At 71.7% G+C, this 21,410-nt stretch carries 18 protein-coding genes; 5 read left to right on the top strand and 13 right to left on the bottom strand.

The genetic code is table 11. The annotated features are described in order from the left end of the window. Positions 1-104: 104 nt before the first annotated feature. Genes thrA through thrC form a run of 3 tightly spaced genes read left to right on the top strand, consistent with a single transcriptional unit; the run spans position 105 to position 4,887 of the window. Positions 105-2,588 carry a bifunctional aspartate kinase/homoserine dehydrogenase I gene (gene thrA / locus MLE42_RS07225; protein WP_243287209.1) on the top strand — a complete coding sequence of 828 codons (2,484 nt, stop codon included), beginning with the start codon at positions 105-107 and terminating at the stop codon, positions 2,586-2,588. Continuing rightward, complete coding sequence (locus tag MLE42_RS07220; RefSeq protein WP_243287208.1) at positions 2,585-3,598, top strand: homoserine kinase; 1,014 nt, start codon at positions 2,585-2,587, stop codon at positions 3,596-3,598. Before thrA ends, MLE42_RS07220 begins: the two co-directional genes overlap by 4 nt. Further along, complete coding sequence (thrC, locus tag MLE42_RS07215; RefSeq protein WP_243287207.1) at positions 3,595-4,887, top strand: threonine synthase; 1,293 nt, start codon at positions 3,595-3,597, stop codon at positions 4,885-4,887. The genes MLE42_RS07220 and thrC overlap by 4 nt, the downstream gene beginning before the upstream one ends. A gap of 15 nt (positions 4,888-4,902) precedes the next feature. On the opposite strand, the gene MLE42_RS07210 is transcribed toward thrC, so the two are convergent. The 3 genes from MLE42_RS07210 to MLE42_RS07200 form a co-directional block, all read right to left on the bottom strand. Beyond that, on the bottom strand, positions 4,903-5,325 hold the full coding sequence (locus MLE42_RS07210) for a c-type cytochrome (RefSeq protein WP_243287206.1): 423 nt from the start codon (positions 5,323-5,325) through the stop codon (positions 4,903-4,905). Between the two features lie 198 nt (positions 5,326-5,523). Then, entirely contained in the window at positions 5,524-6,006 is a 483-nt protein-coding gene (locus tag MLE42_RS07205; RefSeq protein WP_243287205.1) for a hypothetical protein, read from the bottom strand. Next, positions 5,996-6,670 carry a glycerophosphodiester phosphodiesterase gene (locus tag MLE42_RS07200; RefSeq protein ID WP_243287204.1) on the bottom strand — a complete coding sequence of 225 codons (675 nt, stop codon included), beginning with the start codon at positions 6,668-6,670 and terminating at the stop codon, positions 5,996-5,998. Before MLE42_RS07200 ends, MLE42_RS07205 begins: the two co-directional genes overlap by 11 nt. A gap of 81 nt (positions 6,671-6,751) precedes the next feature. Between MLE42_RS07200 and MLE42_RS07195 the strand changes: the two genes are divergently transcribed. Next, on the top strand, positions 6,752-7,912 hold the full coding sequence (locus tag MLE42_RS07195) for an MFS transporter (protein WP_275975768.1): 1,161 nt from the start codon (positions 6,752-6,754) through the stop codon (positions 7,910-7,912). 4 nt (positions 7,913-7,916) lie between these two features. Here the strand turns inward: MLE42_RS07195 and nuoE are convergent, their stop codons facing one another. From nuoE to MLE42_RS07145, 10 genes are all read right to left on the bottom strand, one after another. After that, on the bottom strand, positions 7,917-8,471 hold the full coding sequence (gene nuoE / locus MLE42_RS07190) for an NADH-quinone oxidoreductase subunit NuoE (protein WP_243287203.1): 555 nt from the start codon (positions 8,469-8,471) through the stop codon (positions 7,917-7,919). Next, positions 8,468-10,231 carry an NADH-dependent [FeFe] hydrogenase, group A6 gene (locus MLE42_RS07185; protein WP_243287202.1) on the bottom strand — a complete coding sequence of 588 codons (1,764 nt, stop codon included), beginning with the start codon at positions 10,229-10,231 and terminating at the stop codon, positions 8,468-8,470. Before MLE42_RS07185 ends, nuoE begins: the two co-directional genes overlap by 4 nt. 9 nt (positions 10,232-10,240) lie before the next feature. Beyond that, the gene (locus MLE42_RS07180) at positions 10,241-12,421 is read right to left on the bottom strand and encodes an NADH-ubiquinone oxidoreductase-F iron-sulfur binding region domain-containing protein (protein ID WP_243287201.1); all 2,181 of its coding nucleotides are present in this window, start codon (positions 12,419-12,421) and stop codon (positions 10,241-10,243) included. A gap of 121 nt (positions 12,422-12,542) precedes the next feature. Next, positions 12,543-13,643, bottom strand: coding sequence for a [FeFe] hydrogenase H-cluster radical SAM maturase HydE (gene hydE / locus MLE42_RS07175; protein WP_243287200.1), 1,101 nt, complete (start codon positions 13,641-13,643; stop codon positions 12,543-12,545). Continuing rightward, entirely contained in the window at positions 13,627-14,844 is a 1,218-nt protein-coding gene (gene hydF, locus MLE42_RS07170; RefSeq protein WP_420843086.1) for a [FeFe] hydrogenase H-cluster maturation GTPase HydF, read from the bottom strand. Before hydF ends, hydE begins: the two co-directional genes overlap by 17 nt. A gap of 1 nt (position 14,845) precedes the next feature. Then, a complete protein-coding gene (gene hydG / locus MLE42_RS07165) occupies positions 14,846-16,243 on the bottom strand; it encodes a [FeFe] hydrogenase H-cluster radical SAM maturase HydG (RefSeq protein ID WP_243287198.1) in 1,398 nt (465 codons plus the stop codon). Between the two features lie 98 nt (positions 16,244-16,341). Then, a complete protein-coding gene (locus MLE42_RS07160; RefSeq protein ID WP_243287197.1) occupies positions 16,342-17,214 on the bottom strand; it encodes a DMT family transporter in 873 nt (290 codons plus the stop codon). A gap of 29 nt (positions 17,215-17,243) precedes the next feature. Continuing rightward, positions 17,244-18,035 (bottom strand): cupin domain-containing protein, encoded by a 792-nt coding sequence (locus MLE42_RS07155; protein ID WP_243287196.1) that lies wholly within the window; start codon positions 18,033-18,035, stop codon positions 17,244-17,246. Then, entirely contained in the window at positions 18,032-18,652 is a 621-nt protein-coding gene (locus MLE42_RS07150; RefSeq protein ID WP_243287195.1) for an RNA polymerase sigma factor, read from the bottom strand. Before MLE42_RS07150 ends, MLE42_RS07155 begins: the two co-directional genes overlap by 4 nt. Then, positions 18,649-19,872 (bottom strand): sensor histidine kinase, encoded by a 1,224-nt coding sequence (locus MLE42_RS07145; protein WP_243287194.1) that lies wholly within the window; start codon positions 19,870-19,872, stop codon positions 18,649-18,651. The genes MLE42_RS07150 and MLE42_RS07145 overlap by 4 nt, the downstream gene beginning before the upstream one ends. 46 nt (positions 19,873-19,918) lie before the next feature. Between MLE42_RS07145 and MLE42_RS07140 the strand changes: the two genes are divergently transcribed. Then, on the top strand, positions 19,919-21,400 hold the full coding sequence (locus MLE42_RS07140; protein ID WP_243287193.1) for a sensor histidine kinase: 1,482 nt from the start codon (positions 19,919-19,921) through the stop codon (positions 21,398-21,400). The last annotated feature ends 10 nt before the right edge of the window (positions 21,401-21,410 follow it).

The raw sequence follows: 21,410 nt of genomic DNA, 5'->3' as shown, positions 1-21,410 counted from the left end.
ACCATTACGCACCCGGACCCCCGCGGCGCCTGACCTGACCCTTTCTTCAGATTCGGCCCCGCGCACCCCGCGGGGCTTTCTGTTTTGAACCGACGGAGCCCCCCATGCAGCCCACCCCCATCCGCGTCATGAAATTCGGCGGCACCAGCGTCGCCGGCGCCGCGCGGCTCCGCACCGTGGCGGACCTGGTGGCCGCCGCCCGGACCACCCACCGCGTCTGCGTCGTGGCCTCCGCCATGGCCGGGGTGACGAACCTGCTGGTGAACGAGGGGCGCGTGCCGGACCCCGCCGCCGCGGACCGCCTCATGGACACCTTCCGGGCCCTCCACACCGAGGTGGTGGAGGCCCTGGCGGGGGAGCTCGGCGCCGGCGCGGCGAGCCTCCGCGCGGAGCTGGACGAGCTGGAGGTCCTGGGCCGCCGCCTGCTCCACGGCATGGCCCTGCTGGAGGAGGGGCCGCCCTCGGTGCGGGCCCAGGTGTCCAGTCTGGGCGAGCGGGCGGCCTGCGCCATCCTCGTGGCCCTGCTGAGGGCCCGGGGGCTGGAGCCCCGCTACCTGGATCCGGTGGAGTACGTCCGTGTGGAGGGCGACCCCCTCCAGGCCCGGCCCTGCCTGGCGGAGACCGGCACCCGCTTCGCCGCGGTGAAGGCGGGGGAGGGCGGCCTCTGGGTGCTGCCGGGCTTCTTCGGCGGTGACGAGCAGGGGCGCATCCTGTCCCTGGGCCGGGGCGGCTCCGACCACAGTGCGGCGCTCGCCGCCGCCGCCCTGGAGGCGGACCTGCTGGAGATCTGGACCGACGTGGTGGGCCTCTACAGCGCCGATCCCAAGCTGGTGCCCGAGGCCTTCCCCCTGCCTGAGGCCAGCTTCGAGGAGGCCATGGAGCTCTCCTTCTTCGGCGCCAAGGTGCTTCATCCGAAGACCATCCCCCCCGTGCGCGAGCGGGGCATCCCCGTGCGGGTGTGCAGCAGCTTCGATCCCGCCCACCCCGGCACCGTGATCCGCGAGGCCGTGCCGCCGCCGCCGAGCGGCGTGCGGGGCATCTCCTTCCTGCGGGGCCTGTCGGTGGTGAACCTCACGGGGCCGGGCATGCTGGGCGTGCCGGGCATCGCGGGCCGCGTGTTCGGCGCCCTGGCGCGCAAGGGCATCTCCGTGGTGCTCATCACCCAGAGCTCGTCGGAGCTGTCCATCTGCTTCGCCGTGCGCCAGGCGGACGGGCCCGGCGCCGTGGCCGCCATCCAGGAGGCCTTCCCCGCGGAGCTGGCGGCGGGCTTCCTGGACCCCCTGGACCTGCGCGACGGCCTATCGGTCCTCAGCATCGTGGGCGACGGCATGCGCACTCGGGCGGGCGTGGCGGGCACCTTCTTCGACGCGCTGGCGGAGGTGGGCTGCAACGTGGTGGCCATCGCCCAGGGGGCCAGCGAGCGCATCATCTCCGCCGTGGTGGAGGAGGCCGAGGGCGCCCGCGCCCTGCCGCACATCCACCGCCGCTTCTTCCGGACCCAGGTGGTGGTGGACGTGCACCTGCTGGGGGCCGGCAACGTGGGGGGCAGCCTCCTGGGCCAGATCCAGCGGCAGCAGGGCAAGCTCGCGGCACAGGGCCTGGATCTGCGGGTGACCACCATCGCCACCAGCCGCCGCATGCGCCTGGACGCCAAGGGCCTGGACCTGGACCACTGGCGCGAGGACCTGGCCCAGGGCGAGCCCATGGACCTGGACCGTCTGATGGCGGTGGTCCGCAACGGCCCGCCGGCCCTCTCCGTGCTGGTGGACTGCACCACCAGCGGCGAGCTGGCCGCCCGCTATCCGGAGCTCTTCGATGCGGGCTTCCACGTGGTCACGGCCAACAAGAAGGCCAACAGCGCCTCCCAGGCCTTCTACCGCGAGCTGCGGGAACGCTCGTCGCGCCGCGGCCTCCGCTTCCTCTACGAGGCCAACGTGGGTGCGGGCCTGCCCATCATCGACACCGTGAAGAACCTGGTGCTCACCGGCGACCGCGTGCTGCGCGCCGAGGGCATCCTCTCGGGGTCCATGTCGTACATCCTGGGACTGTTGGGAGACGGCGTGCCGCTGTCCGAGGCCGTGCGCGCCGCCAAGGAGAGCGGCTTCACCGAGCCGGATCCCCGGGACGACCTCAGCGGCATGGACGTGGCCCGCAAGCTCCTCATCCTGGCCCGGGAGCTGGGCATGGAGCTGGAGCTGTCGGATGTGGTGGTGGAGGGCCTGCTCCCCGCGGACTTCGACGCCACCGGCGACATCCCCGCCTTCATGGCGCGGCTGCCGGAGCTGGACGCGCCCTTCCGCGAGCGCCTGGCGGCCCTGAAGGCCGAGGGGAAGACCCTGCGCTACGTGGGCAGCCTTTCGGACAGTGGCTGTCGCGTGGGGCTGCTGCCGGTGGACGGGGAGCATCCCTTCATGGCCATCAAGGGCGGCGAGAACGCCCTGGCCCTGCTCACAGAGCGCTACCAGCCGCACCCCATGGTCATCCGGGGCTACGGCGCGGGCGCGGAGGTGACCGCCGCCGGCGTGCTGGCGGACGTGCTGCGCCTGGTGCCCGGCGGCGCCCGGCCGTCGCGGCGGAGGTCCTCATGACGGAGCCCGGCTTCAGCTCGAACGGCGTGACCGCCTACGCCCCCGCCAGCATCGGCAACTTCGCCGCGGGCTTCGACCTGCTGGGCGCGGCCCTCGCGCCCCTGGACGGCAGCCTCCTGGGCGATCTCGTGCACGCGGCCCCGGCGGCCGAGGCCTCCTTCCGGCTGGAGGGCCCCTTCGCGGCGGCCCTGGCCGGCGATGCCCGCCCCAACCTGGTCTTGCGGGCCGCGGGCCTCTACCAGGAGGCGCTCAAGGCCCTGGGCCGTCCGACGGGCCCCTTCGCCCTGCGCCTGGAGAAGCGGCTGCCCGTGGCCAGCGGCCTGGGCTCCAGCGCCAGCTCCATCGTGGCCACCCTGGCGGCTCTCCAGGCCCTCTGCGGCGATCCCCTCGGCGTGCCCGAGCTGCTGGAGCTGGCGGGGCGGGCCGAGGGCAGCACCAGCGGCGGCATCCACCTGGACAATGTGGCGCCCTCCCTGCTGGGCGGCCTCCAGCTGACTGTTCCGGGCCGGGACGGGAAGCCCGCGGCCCGGCGCCTGCCTTGGCCCACCGACCTGCTCCTGGTGGTGGCCCATCCGGAGTTCCAGCTGCCCACGGCGCAAAGCCGGGCGGCCCTGCCGCCGCGCCCGGCCTGGGCCGACACCGTGGATTTCGCGGGCAACCTCGCGGGCCTCGTGCACGCCCTGCACACCGGCGATCGGGCCCTGCTGGCCCGCTGCCTGCGCGATCCCCTGGTGGAGGCCCACCGCGCCCCCCTGGTGCCGGGCTTCCGGGCCGCCCAGACCGGGGCCCTGGCCGCCGGGGCCGTGGGCTGCACCCTGTCGGGCTCCGGGCCGTCCGTCTTTGCCGTGGCCGGGGACGAGGCGGATGCGGGCGCCGTGGGGGCGGCCCTCCAGCATGGCTTCGCCCAGGCCGGCCTGCCCAGCCGCGCCTGGATCTGCGCCCTGGACCTGGAAGGCGCCCGCCTCCTCTCGCCCGTGCCCCGCCCCCTCTTCCTCGAGGCCCAGCCATGAAGCTCGCCAGCACCCGGACTGCCGCCATCCAAGCCACGTTCCTGGAGGCCGCCCACCAGGGGCTGGCCCCGGACGGCGGCCTCTTCGCCCCGGTCGAGATCCCGCGCTTCGCCGACGTGGCGGATCTGCTGGAGCTGGACTTCCAGACGCGGTCCGTGGAGATCCTCCACCGGTTCCTGCGCGAGGAGCTGTCCCGCGCCGAGGTGGAGGGCCTGGCGCGCGCCGCCTTCACCTTCCCCGCGCCCCTGGTGCCCGTGCGGCCCGGCATTTCCGCCCTGGAGCTGTTCCATGGCCCCACCCTGGCCTTCAAGGATTTCGGCGCCCGCTTCCTGGCCCGGGTGCTGGCCCTCGATGCGGAGGCGAAGCCGCGCACCGTGCTGACGGCCACCTCCGGCGACACGGGCGCGGCCGTGGCCAGCGCCTTCCTCGGCGTGCCTGGCGTCCGGGCCGTGGTGCTCTACCCCGCGGGTCGCGTGTCACCCCTGCAGGAACGCCAGTTCGCCACCTGCGGCGGCAACGTGCTGGCCCTGGCCGTGGACGGCGCCTTCGACGACTGCCAGCGCCTGGTGAAGGGAGCCTTCGAGGATCCTGATCTGGTCGAGGGCCTGGGCCTCACGTCCGCCAACAGCATCAACATCGCCCGGCTCCTGGCGCAGCTGCTGTACTACTACGAGGCCGCGGCCCAGGCGCTGGTCCAGGCGCCGGTCCAGGCTCAAGGGGGTGGCCCCCTCGTGGTGGCCGTGCCCAGCGGCAACTTCGGCAACCTCTATGCGGGGCTCCTGGCCCAGGCCACGGGCGCGCCCATCGCCCGCTTCGTGGTGGCCACCAACGCCAACCGCGTGGTGCCGGACTACCTGGATACGGGCGAGTACCGCCCACGGCCCTCCGTGGCCACGCTCTCCAACGCCATGGACGTGGGCGCGCCCAGCAACTGGGAGCGCATCCACGCGCTGTTCCGCGGCGACCACGACGCCATGGCCGCGGCCCTGCGCTGGGGCAGCCGCACGGACGCGGAGACGCGGCAGATGGTCCTCGACCTCGACCGCGAAGGCTACCTGGCGGATCCCCACGGCGCCGTGGCCTGCGGCGTGCTCCAGGCGCGGCTGCGCGCGGGAGAGCAGGGCATCTTCCTCGCCACCGCGCACCCCGCGAAGTTCCGCGAGTCCCTGGAGCCCACCCTGGGCCGGGAGATCCCGCTGCCCAAGGTCCTCCGTGACCTGCTGGAGAAGCCCCTGCTCAACGAGCCCCTGGCCGCGGACCAGGCGGCGCTCAAGCGGCGGCTGGGCTGAGCGACCTGCGCGAGGTCACTTGGCCTGAAGGCTCTCGATGTGCCGGGCCAGGTTGGCCACGCGCATGCGGACGACCGGTTCCTGGCTGTTGTTCAGGCTTCGGAAGACGGGGCCCCACACGGGCATGTTCTGGAGGCCATGGGTCCCGGCGCTCTCTTCGCCGCAGATGACCTGGGACACGTGGTCCTTGGGGAAGGTCCCCTGGTTCCGTTGGTTCAGGGTGGTCAGGTCGGGGACGGGGTGCTTGAGATGGACCGCCGCGGGCCCGTCACCCAGGCCCTTGGATCCGTGGCAGCTGGCGCAGTAGGCCCGGTACATCTCGGGCCCCGAGGCGGGTGAGGTGTAGCGCGCGGGGACGCTTTGGATGGCCGGTTCTTGGGCCAGGGCGGGCAGGGCGAGGGTGGCGACGCAGATGAACGAGGCGGCGCGAGAGAGCATGGGCTTCTCCTGGAGCTTGGGTGGAACGGGACATGCGTCCGCCCTTCGGGGCGGAGCGGGCACTCGGCTGCAGCCGCGGCCCAGGCCAGGCATGAAGATAGACCCCGGGATGATTCAAACAAGACCTTTGGATCATGTTCGACGGGAAGGGCGGCCGTACCCGAGGTCAGGCTCACAAAGCGTCAAGTCCGACGGGCTTCACCAGAGAGCGTAGGGGACCTCGCGGTGCCACTGGCCGCCGGGGAGGCCGTGACGCGTGATCTCGTGGGAGGCCAGATCGAACGTGTAGGCCTGCCGGAAGGGCTGGAAGCGGCTCGTGCAGTAGAGGCGCAGGTAGCGGGCCCGGGCCAGGGCTGCCCCGCGCATCAGGATCCAGGTCTTGTCGAAGCACGCAGCGTGGACCAGCACCTGTTCCCCCAGGGCCGGGTCTTGATCCACCAGCCGGTACTGGGGGTCGTCGAGGATGGCCTGGAGCACTTGGGCATAGGGCCGCGTGGCCTTCAGAGCCTCATGATCCGCCATGGCCTGTTTGACTTGGCTGCGGCCGGCCTCGGTGTCGGCCAGGGTGGAGAACCAGAGGTTCCCCAGCCAGCCGAAAAGCCAGAGATCCGCCAGGCTCCGCCAGAGCGAGCGCAGGCCCTGACCGCCCTCGACGACGCGGAAACCAGCTTCAGACGCCATCGGTGATGAGCACGGCCGGCATGAAGGGCAGGTCCTTCGCCTCGGCGGGGGTCTTCATGCCCCAGATCGCCAGGCGCTCGGCGTAGGGCTGCCAGAGGCGGGGCTGGGCCTTCACGGCCTTGAGGGGCGGGTGCAGCCAGAGGGCCTCCGGCAGATCGGCCAGTTCCTCGGGTGTGAGATCCATGGCCTCGTCCGCCTCCCACAGGAAGCCGCAGCGGGCGGTCTCGCAGGCGGCCCAGAGCTGGAGCACCTCGCTGTGCTCGAAGCTGCTGAAGAGTACGCGGTCCAGGGCCTCGGCGGCCTCCACCGTGGCCAGGGCCTGCTGCCAGCCGGGCTCTCCCTTCAGCTCCACGTTGATGAGCTTCGCGGGCAGCTCCAGCGCGTCCGCCAGGCGGGGCACGGGCTCGCCGTTCTTCAGGGCGGGCAGCTCGGCGGCCCTCATCTTCCGCAGGGTCCCCGAGCCGTTCGCGGTGCGCGCCAGGTCGTCATCGTGGAGGATGGCGCAGACGCCGTCGCGGGTGGGCTGCACGTCCAGCTCGAAGCCGTCCATGCCCGCGGCCAGGGCCGCTCGGAATGCCTCCAGGCTGTTCTCCAGGTGCTTCGAGGAGAGCCCGCGGTGACCGAGGATGAGGGGGCCGAGAGTGGAAGAACGTGGCGCGGCCATGGCGACTCCAGAGGACGGACCCAGCATAGCGGAGCCGCGCAAGCCCGCCGCCCGCCGAGCGGGGAGGGCTATGCTGGGAGGATGTCCCGCGACCCGTTCTCCAGGCTCCAGTGGCTGGTCTTCGCCCTGGTCAGCGCGGTGTTCACCACGGTCTACATCCCCCAGCCGGTGCTGCCGGTGCTGAGCCGGACCTTCGGCGTGGGCGAAGGCACGGCCTCGCTCACCGTGTCTGCCGTGGTGCTGGGCATCGCCCTGGCGAACCTGCCCTTCGGCGCCCTGGCGGATCGCATGGCCATCCGGCCCATCCTGCTCACGGGTGGCCTGGTGGTGGCTGCCGCCGGGGTGGCGTCGGCCCTGGCGCCGACGCTGCCCCTGCTCGTGGCCGCCCGGTTCGTCCAGGGGCTCTTCGTGCCGGCCCTCACCACCTGCCTGGCCGCCTACCTGGCCCGGGAGATGCCCGCGGAGCGGCTCAACGTGGTGATGGGGTCATATGTCTCCGCCACCGTGGTGGGTGGACTGTCAGGCCGCCTGCTGGGTGGGTTCGTGCTGCCGCCCGCCCATTGGCGCTGGGCCTTCCTCGTGGCGGCGATCCTGCTGCTGGCCGCCACCCTGGCGGCCCATGCGGGCCTGCCGAGGGAGGATCGCGGGGCGGTCCATGGCGCGGAGACCGTGCGCTTCCGCGACGTGCTGTTCCGCCACGACCTGTTCCGCATCTACTGCGTGAGCGGCGGCGGCTTCTTCGTGTTCTCCTCGGTCTTCAACTACATGCCCTTCTACCTCCACGGGGCGCCCTTCCACTGGTCCACGCGCGCCGTGACGCTGCTCTACCTCTCTTACATCGTGGGGGTGGTGGCCGGGCCCCTGGCGGGCCGTCTCAGCAACCGCATCGGCAATGGCACGGCCATGGTGGTGGGGTCGCTGGTCTTCGGGGCGGGGCTCGCCGTCACCCTGGCGCCCCGGGGCTGGGCCATGGCTCTGGCCCTGGCCCTGGTCTGCGCGGGCTTCTTCACCATCCACGCCTCGGCGGCCGGAGCCCTGAACCGGAGGCTGGCCGCCGGCCGGGGAAGGGCCAACGCCTTCTACGTGCTCTTCTACTACCTGGGCGGGGCCGCGGGCATCACCCTCAGCGGCCACGCCTACCACCTGGCGGGATGGCACGGGGTGGTGGGCCTGGCGGCGGGCGTGCTCCTGGTGCCGCTGAGCACCGGGCTCGTGGAGATGCGGGCCTCGGGGAGGCCGTGACCCTTCAGACCTTCGCCATCTCCTCGGCGGCGCGGGCGAGGTAGCTCTCCAGCAGGGCGGGGACCTGGCCGGGGGTGAGTGGACCGTGGACCTCCTCGCCGATCATCACCACCGGCGCCAGGCCGCAGGTGCCCACGCAGCGGGTGCTCTCCAGGCTGAAGATGCCGTCCTTGCTGGTCTCGCCGAAGTGGATGCCCAGTTCGTCCATGAGCTTCTGCGCCACCTTCTCCGCGCCCTTCACGTAGCAGGCGGTGCCGAGGCAGACATTGATGAGGTACCTCCCCCGGGGCTGGAGTCGGAAATAGTGGTAGAAGGTGGCCACGCCCGTGACCTTGGCCAAGGGGATCTGCATGAGCTGGGCCACGGCCTCGAGGTGGCCGGGGCCCAGGTGGCCGAGGTGGTCCTGGACCATGTGGAGCGTGGCGATGAGCAGGCTCTCGCTGTGCGGTTCGCCCCGGTGGGCGTCGATGAAGGCGAGGACGTCCTCCGGGAGCATGGCGCGGTAGCCCCGCTCCAGCTCGGGCCAGTTGTCGGTGGGGCAGTGCGGGCAGGCGGTCATCGGATCCCCCTAGGGGTGCGGGCGGTGTAGTGCGTGTGGAGCAGGGCGTGCGCGGTGGGGCTGAGGGGCTCGCCCAGGAACGCCTCGTAGAGCTTCTGCACGTCGGGATTGTCGTGACTGCAGCGGAGGGTCTTGCCCGAGTCGATGCCGTAGAGGGCGCGGGCGCGGCCCTTCGCCAGGTCCCGGTTCATGGTGTAGCTGCCGATCGGAGGATAGGGCTGGCCGCCGCCGCAGATGCAACCCCCGGGACAGGCCATGATCTCGATGAGGTGGTACTGCTTCTCGCCCCGCTTCACCGCGTCCAGAAGGACCTTGGCGTTCTGGAGGCCGTTGGCCACGGCCACGTTGAGCGTCCTCCCGGCCAGGGTCACCGAGGTCTCGCGGATCTCGCCGGCGGCGCCGCGCACCTCGGTCAGCTCGAGATTCCCGAGGTTCCGGCCGGTGAGCTTGTAGGCCGCGGTGCGCAGGGCCGCCTCCATGACGCCGCCGGTGGCCCCGAAGATGTCGGCGGCCCCGGACGAGGTGCCCAGGGGATGGTCGAACTCGCCGTCGGGAAGCCGGGTGAAGTCGATGCCGTAGGACTTGATCATCTGGGCCAGCTCGCGGGTGGTGACGACGGCATCGGTGGTGGGGCGGCCGTCGAGGGTGTGCTCGGGCCGGGCCGCCTCGAACTTCTTGGCCACGCAGGGCATGACCGAGACCACGTAGATGTCCTTGGGGTCGAGCCCCTTCTGTTGGGCGTAGTAGCTCTTGATGAGGGTGGACTGCATCTGCATCGGGCTCTTGCAGCTCGACATGTGGGGAATCATCTCGGGGTAGAACTTCTCCAGGAAGCTGACCCAGCCCGGGCTGCAGGAGGTGAGCAGGGGCAGGGGGCCGCCGCCCTCCATCCGCTTCAGCAGCTCGTGGGCCTCCTCCATGACGGTGAGATCCGCGCTGAAGTTGACGTCGAAGACCGCATCGAAGCCCATGCGGCGGAGGGCCGTCACCATCTTCCCCGTGACCGGGGTTCCGACCGGAAGTCCGAAGGCCTCACCCAGGGCCGCGCGGATGGCCGGCGCGGTGGTGGCCACCACGTGCTTCTCCGTGCGGGGATGGCCCAGGGCCTCCCAGACCCGCTCAGTGTGGTCCTGCTCCAGGAAGGCGGCGGTGGGGCAGACGCTCACGCACTGGCCGCACTGGATGCAGGCGCTCTCGTCCATGGGGGCCAGGTTCGCGGGACCCACCACCGTGGTGAAGCCGCGGCCGTGCTGGCTGAGGTTGGCCACGCCCTGGATCTCATCGCAGACCCGGATGCAGCGGCCGCAGAGGATGCACTTCTCGGCATTCCGCACCACCGAGGCGCCGCTGTCGTCGACGGGAAACTGCTTGCGCCGGCCCTCGAAGTGGCGCTCCCGCACGCCCAGCCGGTAGGCCAGGTTCTGCAGCTCGCAGACGCCGTCGCGGTCGCAGGTCTGGCAGTCCCTGGGGTGGTTGTCCAGCAGCAGCTCCACGATGTCGCGCCGGGCCTGCCGGATGACCGGGCTGTTGGTCTGAACCTCCATGCCCTCCCAGGCCGTGGTGGCGCAGGAGGCCAGGCAGTGGTCGAATCCCTCCACCTGCACCACGCAGACGCGGCAGCTGCCTTCGAGGCTGAGGTTCGGGTGGTAGCACAGCCGCGGGATGTGGATGCCGAGCCGCTCCGCCGCGTCCATGACCGTGGTGCCGGCGGGGACCAGGATGGTTTCGCCGTCAATCGTGAGGTTGATCATCTCGGACATGGCGCGCTCCTACACCCGGTCGACCGCGGCGAACTTGCAGACGTCGAAGCAGTTTCCGCACTTCACGCAGGCGGCCTGGTCGATGACGTGGGCTTCCTTCCGGGCGCCGGCGATGCACGCCACGGGGCAGTTCCGGGCGCAGATCGTGCACCCGACGCACTTCTCCGGGTTGATCTCGTAGTGGATCAGGGCCACGCACTTCTTCGCCGGGCAGTGCCTGTCCACGATGTGGGCCAGGAACTCCCCGCGGAAGTGCTTGAGGCTGGACAGCACGGGGTTCGGCGCCGCGCGGCCCAGGCCGCAGAGGCTCGTGCGCTGGCACAGGCGGGCCAGGCGCTCGAGCTTGTCCAGGTCGGAGAGCTCCCCCTTGCCCTGGGTGATGCGCTCCAGGATCTCCAGGAGGCGCGTGGTGCCCTCGCGGCAGGGTGTGCACTTGCCGCAGCTCTCGTCCTGGCTGAATGCGATGTAGAACTTGGCGATGTCGACCATGCAGTCGTCCTCGCTCAGGACGATCATCCCGCCGGAACCCATGATGGAGCCGGCCTTCTGCAGGGGCTCGAAGTCCACTTCCATGTTCTGCATGGAAGCCGGGATGAACCCGCCGGCCGGGCCGCCGGTCTGGATGGCCTTGAGCTGCCTTCCGCCGGTCACGCCGCCGCCGATGTCGTTCACCACCCGCGCGAGGGGCGTCCCCAGGGGCACTTCCACGAGGCCCGTGTGGCGCACCTTCCCGGCCAGGGCGAAGACCTTGGTCCCGCCGCTCTTCTCCGTCCCGAGGCGGGCGTACCAGTCGCCGCTGTAGCGGAGGATGGCGGAGATGTTGGCGAAGGTCTCCACGTTGTTGATGACGGTGGGGTGGCCCCAGAGCCCGCGGTCCGTGGGATAGGGCGGGCGGACCCGGGGCTGCCCGCGCTCGCCCTCGATGGAGCGGATGAGGGCGGTCTCCTCGCCGCAGACGAAGGCGCCGGCGCCGAGCCGGATCTCCAGGTCGAAGTCCCACCCGGAATCCATGATGTTCCGGCCGAGGAGGCCGTGGGCGCGGCAGGTGTCGAGGGCCTGCTGGATGCGCCGGATGGCCAGCGGGTACTCGGCGCGGATGTAGAAGAAGCCCTTCTGGGCCCCGATGGCGAAGCCGCCGATGATCATGCCTTCGACGATGTTGAAGGGATCGCTCTCGAGCATGGAGCGGTCCATGAAGGCCCCGGGATCGCCCTCGTCGCCGTTGCAGATGATGAAGCGGGTGGCATCGGCCTGCCTCCGGGCCAGGGTCCACTTGGCCGCGGTGGAGTAGCCGCCGCCGCCCCGGCCCCGGAGGCGGGCCTTGGCCAGCTCGCCGATCACCCAGTCGGGGTCGCGCCGCTCGAGCACGTCGGCCAGGGCCTTGAAGCCGTCCATGTCCACGTACTCGTCGAGGCTCTCCGGGTCCACCACGCCGGCGTTGCGGAGCGCGACGCGGCTCTGGCGGTTGAAGAAGGCCACGTCGCCGTAGCGCTCCATGAAGGCCAGGGCGATGGGCTCCTCCTGGGCCCGCAGGCGCTCGACGACCTGTCCGCCGATCAAGTGGCCGTCGAGGATGGCCGTGAGGTCCTCCTCCCCGGTCACCCGGTAGAGCACCTTCTCGGGGCGCGCCAGCACATAGGTGGCCGGGCCGCCGGAGGCCAGGCCGCAGGCGCCGAAACAGCTCGCCGCGCCGATCCGGACGGACCCGCGGGAGACGCCCCGCGCCGCGAGCATGGCCGCGAAGCGCTCCCGCAGGCCGGGGCCGGAGCCGTGGCAGCGGGAGCCCTCGCAGAACAGCAGCTCGCGCTCCGGCAGGGGGCCCGCCTCGTGGTCGAGCACATGCTGGGCCACGGGGATGCCGCCCTGGATGTGCTCGGTGAAGATGCGATGGACCAGGTCGCGGTTCACCCGCTCGTACTTCACCGGAAGCCGGCCGGGGAGACGGACGCCGAGGATGGGCTCGCGGGAGCACCGGCCCGTGCAGCCGGTGCGGTGCAGGAGGATGTCCTTCCGGCCCGAGGCCCGGATGTGGCGGACCAGCTCGTCGGCCACGGCCTGGGAGCCGGCCGCGTGCTCGCAGGTGGCGGACCCGACCTGCACCACGATCTGGTGCTCGGCGTCCCGGGCGGCGAGGGTCCGGCCGACACGGTCGGCCATGGCCTGATAGAAGTCATGCACGGGCTGCGGCATGGAATCTCCTACCCCCGGCCGCGAGACCGGGGCGGATGTCAAAGGCGCGGGCGGATCAGGCTTGGGATCCTGAAGGCGGCAGCGCCGGCTGCAGGGAGTCTGGTCATTGACAACCTTCGTGTCAACGATGGGATGCGGATAACGTCCTTTCTTGACGAACTGTGCTAAGGCGCCCTCCGGGTCCCTTGGCGATGGCGCGTCCGAGGGCCTGGATGCGCTCCGCGAGGCAGTCCTGGCAGGCCTCCGCCGTCTCGCCCACGCAGGCCTTGCCGGGATAGATCTCGTAGCGCGCGCGGAAGACCGGGGGCGTCACGTTGGGCATCACCACGTTGGCGCCGCGCAGGAGCGCCAACTCCCGCCCCCGGGCGCGGTCCAGCGTGGCCAGGGCGGTGGTGCCGGGGATGTTCGCGTCGGGGCAGAGCAGGCGGCTCAGGGCCACGGCCTTGAGCGTGGTCGGCCCGTCGTTCGGCACCTGCACCGCCGGGGGCGCGAGGAAGGCCAGGGCGCCGGGGCCGCCGAGGGGTGTGCGGGGGCTGGGCAGGAAGGGGCCCACGCCGATCATGTCCAGGTCCAGCTCCCGGAACCGGAGGAGATCGGTGGCCAGTGTGTCCCAGGTCTGCCCCGGAAGGCCGACCATCACACCGGAGCCGGTCTCGTAGCCCATGGCCCGCAGCCGGTGGAGCTGGCCGAGGCGGTCGCTGAGGCGGCCCGGCAGGCTGGGATGGACCCGCCGGTAGAGCGCACGGTCCGCCGTTTCGAAGCGGAGCAGGTAGCGGTCGGCGCCGGCCTCCCGCCAGGCGAGCAAGTCCTCGTCGTCGCGCTCGCCGAGGGACAGGGTGACCGCCAGGCGCGTCTGGCGCTTGATGGACCGGATGACCTCCGCGATGAAGGTCTGGGTGAGGCCGGGATCCTCGCCGCCCTGGAGCACCACGGTGCCATAGCCCAGAGTTGCGGCCTCGCGGGCGCAGGCGAGGATCTCCCCGGCCTCCAGCCGGTAGCGGTCCAGGTCCTCCTCCGGGGCCCGGAGTCCACAGTAGAGGCAGCTCCGGACGCAGTGGCTGGACACCTCGATGAGGCCGCGGAGGTGCACCGCGTCGCCGACGTGCTCGCGCCGGACCCGGTCCGCCTCGGCCCACAGGCGGTCCAGCGCCTCGGGATCCTCCTCCCGGAGCCAGGCCATGAGGCCCGCATGGTCGAGGCGGAATTCAGGGCTGCAGGGCATGGGCCGGCTCCAGGACTCCGGGGAAGGGGCGCAGGGCGCGCTCGAGGATGCCGAGACTGTGCGCGATGGCCAGGCCGTAGTTGGTGATGGGGACGCCCGCGGCCTCGCAGCGGCGGATCCGGGAGCGCATCTCCCCCCGGTTGCCCATGCAGTTCCCGCAGTGCACGACGAGACGGTAGGGCGACAGGTCGCCGGGGAAGTCCCGGCCCTGGACCGTGTCGAAGCGCAGCGGGCCGCCAGCCTTCTGCGCCAGCCACCGGGGCAGCTTCACGCGGCCGATGTCCTCCCCGGTGGGGTGGTGGGTGCACCCCTCGGCCACCAGCACCCGGTCGCCCGGGCGCAGCGCATCCAGCACCAGGGCGCCCCGGGCCTGGGCCGGGAGGTCCCCCTGGAGCCGGCTCAGGAGGATGCTGAAGGAGGTCATGAGGATGGCCTCCGGCACGGCCTCCGCCACGGCGCGGAAGGCCTGGGAGTCGGTGACCACCAGGGCCGGCGGGCGGCGCAGGCAGGCAAGCGCCGCCGGCAGCTCCCGGGCCTGGACCACCAGCGCGAGGCCCGATCCGTCCAGGAGGTCGCGGATGGCCATGACCTGGGGCAGGATCAGCCGCCCCTTGGGGGCCGAGGCATCGATGGGCATGACGAGCACCGCCACCTCGCCAGGGGGCACCAGGTCCGCGATCAGGCGCTGGCTGGCCGGGGGATCGTCAGGCGCCGCCGCGAGGAGGGCGGACCTCAGCGCCTCCAGACCCTCGCCGGTCAGCGCCGAGACCGCCACGGCCGTCGCCCCGTCCAGGCCGGGAAGGGCGCCGCCCGGCACGAGATCGGCCTTGTTCAGGGCCACCACCACGGGGATGTCGCGAGCCCGCAGCTCGGCCAGCAGGCCGCGCTCGAAGGAGCCCCAGGCGCCCTGCTCGGCCACCAGGATGCCGAGGTCCACGCGGTCCAGCACGTTGCGGGAGCGGGCGGTGCGCGCGGCGCCCAGGTCGCCCTCGTCGTCCAGTCCGGCGGTGTCCACGAAGAGCACGGGCCCCAGCGGGAGCAGCTCCATGGGCTTCTCCACGGGGTCCGTGGTGGTGCCGGCCTGCGGCGAGACGAGGGCCACCTGCTGGCGGGTGAGGGCGTTCAGCAGCGAGGACTTGCCGACGTTGCGCCGGCCGAAGAGCCCGATGTGCAGGCGGAGCCCGCGGGGGGCGGGCGGCAGCTCAGCAGAACACATCGCGTTCCCCCTTCCGGACGAGCTCCACCAGGCCCTCGGCCCTCCGCCGGGGCAGGCCCTCCAGGCCCCCGAGGGTCGCGGCCAGCAATCGCTCCGCCGCCTTCCGGGTGGCCGGGCTGGCGTGGTCCTCCGCGTACTCCTGCAGGGTGGCCAGGGCGTTGGGCAGGCAGTGGGCCTTGATCTGCCCGGGCTTGGCGAGGTCCATGAAATCCGCGCCCGTGCGGCCCAGGCGGTAGCAGGCGGTGCAGAAGCTCGGGAGGAACCCGCTTCCGGCCAGCTCGCGTACCACCTCGTCGAGGCTCCGGTGGTCGCCGAGGGAGAACTGGGCTCCGGTCCCGGGAGCGTCCTCCTCGTAGCCGCCGGGGTTGGTGCGGCTGCCGGCGCTGATCTGGCTGACGCCCAGCTCCAATGCCTCGCGCCGGATCTCGGGCCGCTCCCGGGTGCTGAGGATGAGGCCCGTATAAGGCAGGGCCAGGCGCAGGATGGCGATGAGCTTGCGGAATGCCGCGTCGCTGACGGCCTGGGGCGGGGCCGCGCTGGTGGCCGAGCCCTCGGCGGGCTCGAGGCGCGGCACGCTGAGGGTGTGCGGGCCGCAGCCGAAGCGGTCCTCCAGGTGCCGGGCATGGCGCAGCAGCGCCAGCACCTCGAAGCGCCAGTCATGGAGCCCGAAGAGGGCGCCGAGACCCACGTCGTCGATGCCCGCCTGCATGGCCCGGTCCATGCAGCCCAGGCGCCAGTCGTAGTCGGCCTTCAGGCCGCGGGGGTGCATCCGGGCATAGGTGCCGCGGTGGTAGGTCTCCTGGAACAGCTGGTAGGTCCCGATGCCCTCATCCTTCAGGCGGCGGAAACCCCCCAGGTCCAGAGGCGCGATGTTGACGTTCACCCGGCGGATGCGGTCGCCCCCGTGGCGGGTGGCGTACACGGTGCGGATGGCCTTCAGGATGTAGTCGAGCCCGTCTTCTGGATAGGCCTCGCCGGCCACCAGGAGCACCCGCTTGTGCCCCCGGGCGAGCAGCTGGGCCGCCTCGGCGGCGATCTCCGCCGGGCCGAGGGCCCGCCGGGGCAGGGTGCGGTTCGAGGCGCGGAAGGCGCAGTACAGGCACTCGTTCCCGCAGAGGTTCGAGACGTAGAGCGGGGCGAACAGCACGATGCGGGTGCCGTAGATCTGCTCCTTCACCCAACGGGCCGTGGCGAAGAGCTCCTGCAGCAGCTCCGGGTCCTCCAGGGCCATGAGGGGCGGGAGGTCGGTCTCGTCGAGGCCCTTCAGCTCCCGGGCCTTGGCGAGGAGGTCGCGGATGCGTGGTCCGTCCGGCGCGGGCGCGCCCTCCAGGGCCGCGAGGAGGGATGCCTCGTCCAGGGGGAAGGCTTCAGATGGACCGCGCATGGAAAGAACCTCCGCCGGGGAGACCTGGGCCAGAAGATAACCCTTAAGTCATCTTTGTGCCACCCCCCGGCTTCCTCCATCCGGAGAGGGGTCCCGGATCAGGCCCGGGCCGGCCGGCGCCTTGGCGGAAGGCTGTACCAGGCGATGGTGCCGAGGATCATCGCGCCCCCCAGCAGGGCCCAGCCGGAAGGGCGTTCCCCGATGCCCAGGAACACCCAGATGGGGTTGAGGACGGCCTCCAGGGTGCCGGTCACCACGGCGGCGGTGGCGCTGAGGTGCTTCATGCCCGCGTTGAAGAAGAGGTAGGCCACGCCGATCTGGAACACGCCCAGGTAGAGCAGGATGCCCGCGTGGACTGGAGAGGGATGGAAATCCCGCAGGGCTGCCGGGGCGCAGAGGGCCGCCACCAGCAGGTTCCCGAGGATGATGGAGCTGATGGGATCCGCCTCCGGCCGGCGCTCCCGCTGCAGCTTGAGGGTGAGGGAGAAGAGGGCCAGGCAGAGGCCCGCGGCCATGCCGATGAGGTTGCCGGAGAGGGTGCCCGCGCCCAGGCGCCCCACGAAGAAGAGCGCCATGGCTCCGACGCAGATCATCACCGCCGTGAGGTCACGGCCCGCCACCCGGCGGCCGGCGAGGAACGGCTCGAGGAAGACGAGGTAGATGGGGGCCGAGAACTGGAGGAAGATCGCGTTCGCCGCGGTGGTGAGCTTGGTGGCGGCCACGAAGCAGACCAGCACCCCGGCGTACGAGAGGGCGCAGGCGAGGGCCAGGGCGTCCGGCCGGGGAAAGGGCCGCCCGCCCCGGAGCTTCACCACCAGGGCGATGGTGAGGGCCGCCACCAGGCTCCGGGCGAACGCGATCTGGAGGGCGCCCAGGGGCAGCACCTTGATGAAGAGCCCGCTGGAGCTCCACAACAGCGCCGCCAGGGCCACCAGGGCTGCGCCCTTCGTCCGATCAGCAGGTCCGGTCATGAGCCCATTGGACCATGACCCCGCATCCCTCAGCCCACGGTCCCCAGGACACGCCGCCAGCCGGTGAAGCGGATGCCGCCTTCGATGCGGAGGAGGGCCCAGCATTCAAGGCCCGGCTCCGTGCTTGGGCCGTGCTGCTGGCCTGGCCCGCAGGCCAGCCAGTCCCCGGGGCGGAGGTGGGCGGGGCCGTCCTGCATGGCGCCGGACAGGACCAGGGACAGCTCGGCTCCCCCATGGCTGTGGCGGGGCATGCTCATGCCGCCGGGCATGCGCGCCAGGTTCAGCGTGGCGCCGGTGGCGGGATCCTGCAGAAGCCGGGCCACCTGGGCGCCGCCGAGGCCCCGCCGGGTCCAGCGCCAGCGATCCTCGGCGGGGAGGTGGGGCCGGAGGAGGCCGAGAACATCCCGGCCGAAAGGGCCCGCGGCGGGGATGGCTTCGCTGGCGGGGTGCTGGCTTCGGCAGCTGTCGCAATGCCCCAGGTGCACCTTCAGCAGCAGCGCCGTGAGGGGGTCGCCGCCGGGCTCCAGCGCCTGCCAGGCCACTTCCTCCGGGTGATGCACGGGGCCGCGGGGCACCCGGCCCTGCCGCAGGGCGGCCAGGGCGCCATCCAGGGCGCGCTCGGCGGAGGGGACGGGGGGCTCGGGCCAGAGGCGCCGGAGCAGGCCCGGGGTGCGCTCGAAGCTGTCCAGGAAGGCCCGGCAGGGTGGGCAGAGACTCAAGTGCAGTTTGACGCCCAGCCAATCGAAGGGCCCCAGGGCCCCCTCTTCGTAGTCCGTGAGCAGGCCGACGACTTCCGCGCAGGTGGGCATGAGCAGCGTCATCGGTCCTCCGCCAGACGGGGGGCGAATTCCGGCAGCAGGGCCCGCAGGGCCAAGCGGGCCCGGTGGACCCGCTGGCGCACCAGCTCGCGCGTGATGCCCAGGTGCCGGCTGATCTCGTCGGTGTCCCAGCCCTCCAGGTCCCGCAGGACGAAGACGGCGCGCTGGTCGTCGGACAGCCGGTCCAGGCCCATCCGGACCCTGGCCTTCAGCTCATCCCGCTCGACCTTCATCAATGCCTCCGCGTCCTCGCTCCATTCGAGGAGCAGGTCCACGTCCTTGTGATGCCCGTCGTCGGCGAAACGTGGCATCAGATCCTCAATGGCATCCTCCCGGCGCCGGATCCGCTTCCGCCGGGCCATGAGGGCCTGGTTCACGCAGATGCGGTAGGCCCAGGTGCTGAACTTGCTGGCGCCCTGGAAGCCCGGCAGCTCCCGGAGGATGGTGAGGAGGGCGTCCTGCAGGGCGTCCTGGCTCTCGGCCTCGTTGCCCAGGATGCGGTCGATGACCCGGAAAAGCATGCCCAGGTGCGGGCGGACGAGGGTCTCGAAGGCCTCGGGATCCCCTCCGGCGGCAGCTTGGACCAGGACCGCCTCGGGGGGGGCGGGGGCTGGGTTCATGGGGCCTCCGGGAGGGTCCTGCGGGGCAGGCGGATGGTGAAAGCCGAGCCGAAGCCGGGCCCGCGGCTGGCGACGCGGACCTCGCCCCCGTGGCGGGTCACGATCTCCTTCACCAGGAAGAGGCCGAGCCCCGTGCCCGCCACCTGCCGGGTCATCTCATCACCCACCCGGAAGAACCGGTGGAAGACCCGGGGAAGGTCCTTGGCGGCGATGCCGTGGCCCTGGTCGCTCACCACGATGAGGGCGTCCTCGCCGTCGCCGTCGAGGGTGACGGTGGTCTTCCGGGGCTCGGCCGAGTACTTGTAGGCGTTGGACAGCAGGTTTTCCACCACGGTGCCCAGCGCCTTGGGGTCCGCCTCCACCCACAGGGTCTCGGGGGTGCATTCCAGCGTCAGGCCGAGGGCGCCGGGGCCCAGTCGATGATCCATCCCCTCGCAGACCGACCGCAACCAGGGCCCCAGCTCCAGAGGGCCCATGTGGAGGACCAGGCTTCCCGATTCGGCCCGCGCCACGTCCAGCAGGTTGCCCACCAGCTCGTTCAGCCGCTCGAGGTCCTTTTCCATGAGCCCGCGGATCCGCTGGCGCTGGTCCGAGCCCAGCTCGCGGGTGAAGAGGGTCTCCGTCCACACCCGCAGGGAGGCGATGGGCGTCTTCAGCTCGTGGGTGACGGCGGAGGTGAAGTTCCGCTGGCGCAGCTTGAGATCCAGTTCCTCCGCGAGCTTCCGGTAGAGGAGGACGAAGCCGAACAGCACCGCGAACACCATGAAGGCGCCCTCGGTGCTCGCCCGGAAGACGGCGTGCCAGCGCTGGTCCTTCAGCTCCCGGATGGGGCCGGGGCGCACCGTGAGGTAGGCGGTCCCGTCCAAGAGAAGGGGATCGTCCTGGGCCATGGGGCGCGGGACCAGCTCCACCTGGGGGTAGGCCGCCTGGATGGCCTGCCGGCGCTCGGCCAGGCTGGGCATGACCGGGAGCTGCCCCACCACCGCGCCGCCCGGGGAGGCGGGATCGCGCTGGGCGTGGAGCACGTCGAGCATCTTCTGGGTGTCCATCTGCCAGGCCTGGGCCCGCGCGGCCTGCAGGCCCTGGGTGCGCACCTCCAGCAGCCGGCCGGAATCCCGGATCTGCAGGCGGATCCACCAGCCCACCTGGAGGCACAGGACCACGGACACGGACAGGAAGATGATCCGTTGCAGAGGGAAGGTCTGGGCACGAGGGGCCATGCCTCCATCTTGGCAGTGTCGCCCCATGAGGCCATCCTGGAGTCCGATGCCCTCCTCATCCCCGCCTTCCGGCCCCAAGCCGACCCCGCCCCCCACCAGGACGGATTCGGGGGCCAAGTCCACGCCCCTCGGCTCGGCCGCGGGTTCCGGACCCAAGCATGCCCCCGCGAGCCAGGCCCCGCGGCCTCAGGGCGCGGAGCTGCTGGCGGAGCTGATGCAGGCCCAGCGGCAGTTCACCGTCGCCATGCACGAGGTGCGGGAGCTGCGCGCCAAGCTGAACCGCCGGTCGCACCAGATGCAGGTCCTCCAGCACGTGTCCGAGATCCTGGCCGCCACCTCCAAGGGAGGGCAGGTGGTCAGCGTGGTCCTCGATGTGCTGGTGCAGGAATTCCGCTGCCCCCGCGCCGTGGTGTGGACGCTGGAGGACGGGGGCTCCAGCTACCTGCCCAAGGAGGCCGCCGGGCTCACCCGCACCGAATGGTCGGAGATGCGGCTCCCCGCCCCGAACCCCTTTCCCGAGATGCCCCTCGTGCTGTTCCAGAGCCAGTGGCTGGACAAGCCCTGTGGCGGGGCCACCCTGGCGCCGCTCCGGGGGCCCGATGGCGCCCTCCTCTACTTCGTCCCCTTCGAGCACCAGCTCCTCCTCATGGGCTTCGTGATCCTGGCGGTGCCGGCGGACCGTCGCGTGGAGGATGAGGAACTGGATTCCATCTCCATCCTCCAGCGGCAGACGGCCATCTCCCTCTACAACGCCTGGCTGTTCCGGGACCTGTCCGAGCAGCGGGACGCGCTGCAGAGCCAGACCCTGGAGCTGGAGCGCGTGAACGACGCCCTGCGTGAGGCCGACCAGCTCAAGAGCGAGTTCCTGGCCCTCACCAGCCACGAGCTCCGCACACCGCTCACGGGCATCCTGGGCTTCACGCGCCTGGTCATGGACGGCCTCTACGATGACGCCGAGGAGATGCGGTCCATGCTCCAGGACAGCTACAGCTCCGGGCAGCACCTCCTGGCCCTGCTGAACGACATCCTCGACCTCGCCAAGATCGAATCGGGGCGCCTGGAGGTCCATCCCGAGCCCTTCGGCCTCGACCGGCTGCTGGATGAGGTGAAGCCCATCGCGGAGGCCTACCCCCGCAAGCCCGGGGTGGAGCTGGCCTGGCCCGACGCCACCAGCCTGCCCGAGGTGATGGTGGATCCGAGCCGCCTGAAGCAGGTGCTCCTCAACCTGCTCTCGAACGCCCTGAAGTTCACGAAGGAAGGCAGCGTCGCCATCCAGGTGGAGCGGCGCCCGGGTGTCATCGCCCTCATGGTGGTGGACACGGGCATCGGCGTGAGTCCCGAAGGCCAGGCGCGCCTCTTCCAGAAGTTCGCCCAGGCCGAGGGCGGCCACGCCCGCGAGTACGGCGGCACGGGGCTCGGCCTCGTCATCTGCAAGCACCTCATGGGCATGATGAGCGGCACCATCCACCTCCACAGCGAGGGCCTCGGCAAGGGCAGCACCCTGACGATCACGATTCCGATCGCCTAGGACCTGGTGG

Source organism: Geothrix terrae (genome assembly GCF_022808775.1).
GTDB classification, from domain to species: domain Bacteria; phylum Acidobacteriota; class Holophagae; order Holophagales; family Holophagaceae; genus Geothrix; species Geothrix terrae.
This window is presented reverse-complemented; position numbering and strand designations above follow the sequence as displayed.